Raw genomic sequence first — 6,468 nt, forward strand, 5'->3', positions numbered from 1 at the left:
CGTCTCCCCCAACTTGCCCCGCAGCTCGGCCTTCTGCAGCTTGCCGTCGAGGCTGTCGTCCATGACGCCCAGCATCAGGTTGCCCTGCAGCATGGTCTCGTACTCGGGCGTCTGCTTGGCGACGGTCTCGTCCACCCAGCGGTAATGCAGGTAGGTGGCCAGCATCTCGTCGGCCGTCTGCTCACCCCAGTTCACCAGGCGCTTCGGGTCCGGGTTCTGCGGATTGCGCTTGGAGTTGTCGTAGGTCCAGCGCGCCACGACCGTGGACCCGGCCGGGATCTTGTACGGCTCGGCCAGGAAGTACTCGTACTGCCAGAGGAAGTCGTACTTCGGCAGGGCGATCAGCATGTCCTCGCTGCCGTCGGGGTGGCGGACAGAGACATTCACCGAACCGCCGCGGGTGTGGGCGTGGGGCGTGATGCCGTAGAGGACTGCGTCCTTCGGGAAGGTCACCGAAGCAACCTCGGGGTGGTATTCCTCGCCCGGCGGGATGGCGATGGTGAAGTCGAATATGCCGAAGGTGCGCAGCACGTACTTCGGCTCCTGGCCCTTCGGGTAGAAGTAGATCCCCATCTGGGTCTTCTCGACCGTCTCCTTGCCGTACGGCGTGTAGTGGTTCTGGAAGGCGATCCCGCCCGAAGGCGGCACCCAGGCGCCTGTGTCCTTGGGCGAGATGTTGGAGCCGCGACCCGGACCGTAGCCGCCCAGCGAGGCGCCCCACATGCCCTCGGAGGCCGTGTCGCCGTCCTTGTAGTCGCCGGCGACCACGCCGGTCAGGATGTGGTGCACCACCTGGCGGTCGGTGACCCGGAAGGTGGTGGCCTTCATCCAGCGACCTTCGCTGATCACGCTGGGAACGACAGGCTTCTGGTAGTCCATCACGCCGGTGGCGGGGATCTTGGCCTCGGGAATCTCGACGATGACGTCAGGCTTGCCCAGCGGCCAATCCGGCGCGCCCCACTTCGCCTTGATCAGCGGATCGGGGCCCGAGCCGCGCTGCGCGCCGCCCTCGACCCAGTGGACCATCGTCTTGATCTGCTCCGGCGTCAGCCGGTCGTCGTCCATGAAGTGGCCGACAGCCTGGTCGGCCAGGTACGGCGGCATGCGGTTGGTGCGAATGACCTCGCGGATCATCGGCGAGAAGCCCTTCACCTGCTCGTAGCTGGTGAGCGGCATCGGGCCGATGGCATTGGGCTGGTGGCAGGTCGCGCACTTCTTCTCGATGATCGGCGCGATGTCGCGCGTGTAGGTGATCTTCTCGTAGCCGCCCTTGGACTTGGCCGGAAATGCGATGACGCCGCCGGTGGCCGGTAGCCCCTTGAAGGCGACCTTCTGGCCGGCGACCAGGCCCGCGATGGCCGCCTCGGCCCCGCCCGCGACCGGCCCGCGATAGACGATCGTCCAACTGCGGGGATCGATCACCAGCACGTCGGCCGTGCGCGTCACATTGAGCTGTTCGCCGATCAGCTGCTGGTAGTCGAACAGGATCGGCATATCGATGCCGTTGGCCTTGGCGTCCGGCGCGACCTTTGCGCGGGTCTCGCCGAGCCGCGAGTTCAGCATCAGGAAGTCGACGCCCTGCTTGGCGTACTTGGCCTTCAGCGCGGCGTAGGCGGGCGCATCGGCGCGGATCTGGGCGTCGCCGGCGGCGTAGCTGATCAGTACGACCGCCTTGGCGTCCTGCATGCGGGTCAGTTGGCGGGCCAGGTAGTTCTGGTCGGACAGGCGGAAGTCGTCCACGTGCTGCGCCGTCAGCACCGGCGGCGCAGCGGCGGCCGCGCCCTGCACGCCGATGACCATTGCGGCCAGGGCTGCCAGCCCAGTACGCCAGATGCTCGTCGAGATGGTCATCGGTTTCCTTCCGCGGATGCTTCCCGGCGCTTGCTTGACGCCTTCGGTCTATAGGCTTCGGCGCTTGACGCTCTTGTGAAGCAGTTACGATATACAATGGATCATAACGGAGTCTCACCGCTCGATGTCAATTGCTTTGGATGCTCGGGTGGTCCGCACGCGCAACGCGCTGCGGCAGGCTATGATCGACCTGGCGTCCGAGCAGCCGCTGGACGCCATCACCGTGCGCGCCATCGCCGCCCGCGCCGACGTCGGCTACGCCACTTTCTTCCGCCACTACACCGACAAGGAAGCGCTGCTGGCCGACGTCGCCGATGTGTTGACCGGCGACTTCCTGGCCCAGGTGCAGCCGCTGCTTCATCGGAAGGACCGACGCGGCGCGGCCCGCTCGCTCTGCGCCTTCGTCGAGAGCCGGCTGGCGATTCACCAGGCGCTGATCGCCGGCGGGGCGGGCGAGACCGTCCGCGCCGGCATGCTGCGCCAGACGCTGGAAACGCTGGGCCGGGTCCGGGGCGCGGCGCCGCGAGGACCGCTGGACGACCTGCTGCTGTTCCACCTGACCTCGTCGATCCTCAACCTGCTCGCCTGGTGGCTGCACAACCGCGACCACGTCGACGCCGAGACCATGGCCGAGATCATCGAGCGCGCCGTCCTGACGCCCGTGGGCGCCATCGGCCTCCGGCCGCCGGGCGGCTTGGACGACGGCGCGGCGTGAGCTCAGTCGGGCGGTGGCGCACCGGTCGGCGCCTGGGCGACGACCTCGGGCGGCGGGGCGATGGGCGGGGCGACGACCGGCGCCGGCGGTCCCGGGGGGATCGCCCGGGTCGGGATGCGTTTCAGCGCCGTACTCATGAAGGACCGCCACATCTGCGCCGGCGCGGTGGCGCCCGACAGCCTGGCCATCGGCTTGGCGTCGTCGCGGCCCATCCAGGCGCAGCTGGCGAAGCCGCCCGTGTAGCCGCAGAACCAGGCGTCCTTGTAGTCCGACGTGGTCCCGGTCTTGCCGGCCAGGTCGTACCCAGGCGCCGCCGCCCGGGCGCCCGTGCCGGCGACCATGACGGTGCGCAGCATCCGGTTCAGGTCGCTGAGCGCCGGGTTGGCGATCGCCGGGACCGGGGCGGGGCTGCGCTTCTGGTAGATCACCTGCCCGCCCGAACGGATCCGCTCGATGCCGTAAGGGGTGACGCGATTGCCGCCGTTGGCAAACGCCGCATAGGCCGCGGTCATCTCCAGCGGCGTCACCAGGGTGGTTCCCAGCGCCATGGCCGGATCGGTGTTCACCGCCGAGACGATGCCCACCCGCCGCGCCGTGGCGGCCACCGCCGGGCGGCCCACCTCGTCGGCCAACCGCGCGGCCACGGTGTTCACCGACTTGGCGAGCGCGGTCTCCAGGGTGATGGGACCGAGGAACACGCCGGTCTCGTAGTTGCTCGGCGTCCAGCCGTTGATGGTCACCGGCTCGTCCGTGACCGGGCTGTCGGGGACCATCCCCTGTTCCAGCGCCGTCAGGTAGACGAACGGCTTCCACGCCGAGCCCGCCTGGCGGCGGGCCAGGGCCGCGCGGTTGTAGGGCGCGCTCGCATAGTCCGCGCCGCCGATCATCACCTGCACGCGTCCCACGCCATCGACAGCGACGATCGCAGCCTGGTCGGCGGCCTGGGCCTTGTGCGCTGCGACCACGCTGCGCGCGGCGGCGCCGGCCGCCTGCTCCAGCGCCTGATCCAGGGTCGTCTCGACCACTAGATCGCGGCTGAGCTTCGGGACCATCTGGCGGACCTGACCGTCCACCCAGTCGACGAAGTATTGCGACGGGGCGCTCGCCGCCGTCTTCCAGACCCGGGGCCTCTGGGCCTTGGCCTTGTCGCGCTGGGCGGCGGTGATGACCCCGGTCTCGGCCATCACGTCCAGCACCAGGTTGGCGCGTTCCAGGCAACGCTCGGGCTGTTCGATGGGGTTGTAGTTGGTGGGCGATTTCAGCACCCCCGCCAGCATCGCGGCTTCCTTGATGGAGAGCCTCGCCGGCGGCTTGTTGAAATACCGCTGGGCTGCCGCCTCATATCCGTAGGCGCCGGCGCCGTAGTAGGCGCGGCTCATGTACAGGCCCAGGATCTGGGACTTGGTGTAGCTGCGCTCCAGCTGCACGGCGTAGGCCAGCTCCATCGCCTTGCGCTCAAGTGTGCGGTCCTGGTTCAGGAACAACAGGCGCGCGGTCTGCTGGGTGATGGTCGAAGCGCCGCGCATGCGCTCACCCGACAGCGTGCCCACGATCGCGCTCGCCACGCCGCGCGGGTCGAAGCCGGTGTGCTCGTAGAAGCGCCGGTCCTCGATGGCGACGACCGCGCCGGGCACATGCTTGGGCAGGCGCGCCACGTCCAGCGCCGGTGCGAACCGCCCGCCCCGCACGCCGATGACGGCGCCTTTGCGGTCGAGATAGGTGACCTGCGGTTCGCGCTGGATGGGCGGAAGCCGCGGCAGTTCCGGCGCCTGGGCGGACAACGCCAGGGCGGCGACGATGGCGCTCACAAATATACTCCCCGAGGGGCGGCGTCCCTGGCGCCTATCTCTCCCGCGTCGCCGCCTGCGCCAAGATAATTCGCGGTAATCCGAGACCGCTGCGCGGAGGCCGGACGGCTCCTGCACAGGGCCTGCACAGCCCCGCGACCCTGTCGCATAACCGCCGCTTGCTGCCCCCCGTCCGGGAGGTCACCTTAGGGCCGCCCCGGATTCGGGGCACGAATTGAGGGAGATCGCCCGCGTGGCAGAAGGCATCCGGCGTCGCCGGCGGGTGAAGATCGTCGCCACCATCGGCCCGGCCTCCTCCAGCCTCGAGCGGCTGGAGGAGCTGTTCCGCACGGGCGCCGACGTCTTCCGTCTCAACTTCAGCCACGGGACCCAGGAAGACCACGCCGCCGTGGTCGAGCGGATACGGCGCGTGGAGCGGCGCACCGGCCGGCCCATCGGCATCCTGGCCGACCTGCAGGGCCCCAAGTTGCGTGTGGGCCGCTTCGCCGGCGGCAGCGTCGTGCTGCAGTGGGGCCGCACCCTGCGACTCGACCTGCAGGCGACGCCCGGCGACTCAGGCCGCGTGCAACTGCCGCATCCGGAGATCATGGCCGCAGCGGGGCCCGGCTCGGTGCTGCTGCTGGACGACGGCAAGGTGCGCCTGGAGGTGACCCGCCAGACCGCGGAATACCTGGAGACCCGCGTCATCGTCGGCGGCCGCCTCTCCGACCACAAGGGCGTCAACCTGCCCGGCCTGGTGCTGCCGATTCCGGCGCTCACCACCAAGGATCGCTCGGACCTGACCTTCGCGCTCGAGCACGGCTGCGACTACATCGGCCTGTCCTTCGTGCAGCGGCCCGAGGATGTGGCCGAGGCCCGCGAGTTGGTCGGCGACCGCGCCTTCATCCTGTCGAAGATCGAGAAGCCGGGCGCTCTGCAGTCCATCGACGAGGTCATGCGCCTGTCCGACGCGATCATGGTGGCCCGCGGCGACTTGGGCGTGGAGATGCCCGCCGAAGAGGTGCCGCTGATCCAGAAGCGCCTGATCCGGGCCGCCCATCGCCACGGCCGCCCCGTGGTCGTCGCGACGCAGATGATGGAGAGCATGATCGAGAACCCGACGCCCACCCGCGCCGAGGCCTCCGACGTGGCCACCGCGGTGTTCGACGGAGCCGACGCTGTGATGCTTTCGGCCGAGAGCGCCACGGGCAAATATCCCGTGGAGACCGTGCGGATGATGGACCGCATCATCGCCCGCACTGAGGAGGACGACGAAGCCCGCGCCACCCGCCGCACCCAGCGGCCGAACCCCGAGAAGTCCTCCGCCGACGCCATCTGCGCCGCCGCCGGCCAGGTTGCCGGGATCATCGACGCCAAGGCCATCGCCGCCTTCTCGCTCTCGGGCGCGACAGCGATGCGCATCGCCCGCGAGCGGCCGGACGTACCGATCCTGGGCCTGACGCCCAGCATGGAAACCGCGCGGCGGCTGGCCCTCGTCTGGGGCGTGCACGCGCTCACCTCCGAGGTGACCCACACCATGACCGAGACGGTCGCCCAGGCCGCGGCGCTTGCTCTGAAGAGCGGCTTCGCCAAGCGGCGCGACGAGATCGTGGTGATCGCCGGGGTGCCCTTCGGCCGGTCAGGCGGCACCAATTCCCTGCGCGTGGCGCAGGTCACCTAGCGGTCGCGACGCCAGAGCATCCAGCCGCCGGTCAGCGACAGCGCAATTCCGAACGCCTGCAGGAGGGGCGCGGTGGCCAGCCCCAGGCGGAACGCCAGGGCCTCAAGGCGCGGCGTGCCGCCGATATCCGCCGCCATCACCAACGTCAGCAGCGCGAGGCCGGCGCCGAGGATCAGCAAGGCCAGGGGGCGCCGCCAGCGTGGTGGCGGCGGACGACGGACGTCGCGAGGCGGAAGGCGCGCCATCCGTGCATCCTCGTCCAATGAGCGGGCTCGTCAATCGCCCGTGATGGCCAAGGCGATCGCCCGAGCGGCCAATGAAGAAGGGCGCTGGACAACAAAAAAGCCTCCCGAAGGAGGCGTTTGTGGTGGGCTTTGGGTGCGGGGACAGGATTTGAACCTGTGACCTTCAGGTTATGAGCCTGACGAGCTACC

The 6,468-nt window shown here is 69.5% G+C and carries 5 protein-coding genes; 2 read left to right on the forward strand and 3 right to left on the reverse strand.

Annotation, left to right across the window (positions count from 1 at the left end; translation table 11 throughout):
- Positions 1–1,851: redoxin domain-containing protein (locus tag QZV94_RS21860; protein WP_293681911.1), on the reverse strand; the 1,851-nt coding region annotated here is incomplete at its 3' end.
- Between the two features lie 124 nt (positions 1,852–1,975).
- On the opposite strand from QZV94_RS21860, the gene QZV94_RS21865 reads away from it, so the two are divergent.
- The gene (locus tag QZV94_RS21865) at positions 1,976–2,566 is read left to right on the forward strand and encodes a TetR/AcrR family transcriptional regulator (RefSeq protein ID WP_293681914.1); all 591 of its coding nucleotides are present in this window, start codon (positions 1,976–1,978) and stop codon (positions 2,564–2,566) included.
- A 2-nt stretch (positions 2,567–2,568) separates the two neighbouring features.
- Here QZV94_RS21865 and QZV94_RS21870 read toward each other — a convergent pair whose 3' ends face one another.
- The gene (locus tag QZV94_RS21870) at positions 2,569–4,374 is read right to left on the reverse strand and encodes a transglycosylase domain-containing protein (RefSeq protein ID WP_293681917.1); all 1,806 of its coding nucleotides are present in this window, start codon (positions 4,372–4,374) and stop codon (positions 2,569–2,571) included.
- 232 nt (positions 4,375–4,606) lie between these two features.
- On the opposite strand from QZV94_RS21870, the gene pyk reads away from it, so the two are divergent.
- Entirely contained in the window at positions 4,607–6,034 is a 1,428-nt protein-coding gene (gene pyk, locus QZV94_RS21875; protein ID WP_293681920.1) for a pyruvate kinase, read from the forward strand.
- Here the strand turns inward: pyk and QZV94_RS21880 are convergent.
- Entirely contained in the window at positions 6,031–6,279 is a 249-nt protein-coding gene (locus QZV94_RS21880) for a hypothetical protein (protein WP_293681923.1), read from the reverse strand. The two genes, pyk and QZV94_RS21880, sit on opposite strands and share 4 nt — an antisense overlap.
- Between the last annotated feature and the right edge of the window lie 189 nt (positions 6,280–6,468).

This window comes from uncultured Phenylobacterium sp. (assembly GCF_902826855.1).
In the GTDB taxonomy this organism is placed as follows: domain Bacteria; phylum Pseudomonadota; class Alphaproteobacteria; order Caulobacterales; family Caulobacteraceae; genus Phenylobacterium.

What these genes read in the sequence shown, in the direction of transcription:
- QZV94_RS21865 (WP_293681914.1), top strand. Translation starts at nt 1,976, where the DNA reads ATGTCAATTGCTTTGGATGCTCGGGTGGTCCGCACGCGCAACGCGCTG.
- QZV94_RS21880 (WP_293681923.1), bottom strand. Translation starts at nt 6,279, where the DNA reads ATGGCGCGCCTTCCGCCTCGCGACGTCCGTCGTCCGCCGCCACCACGC.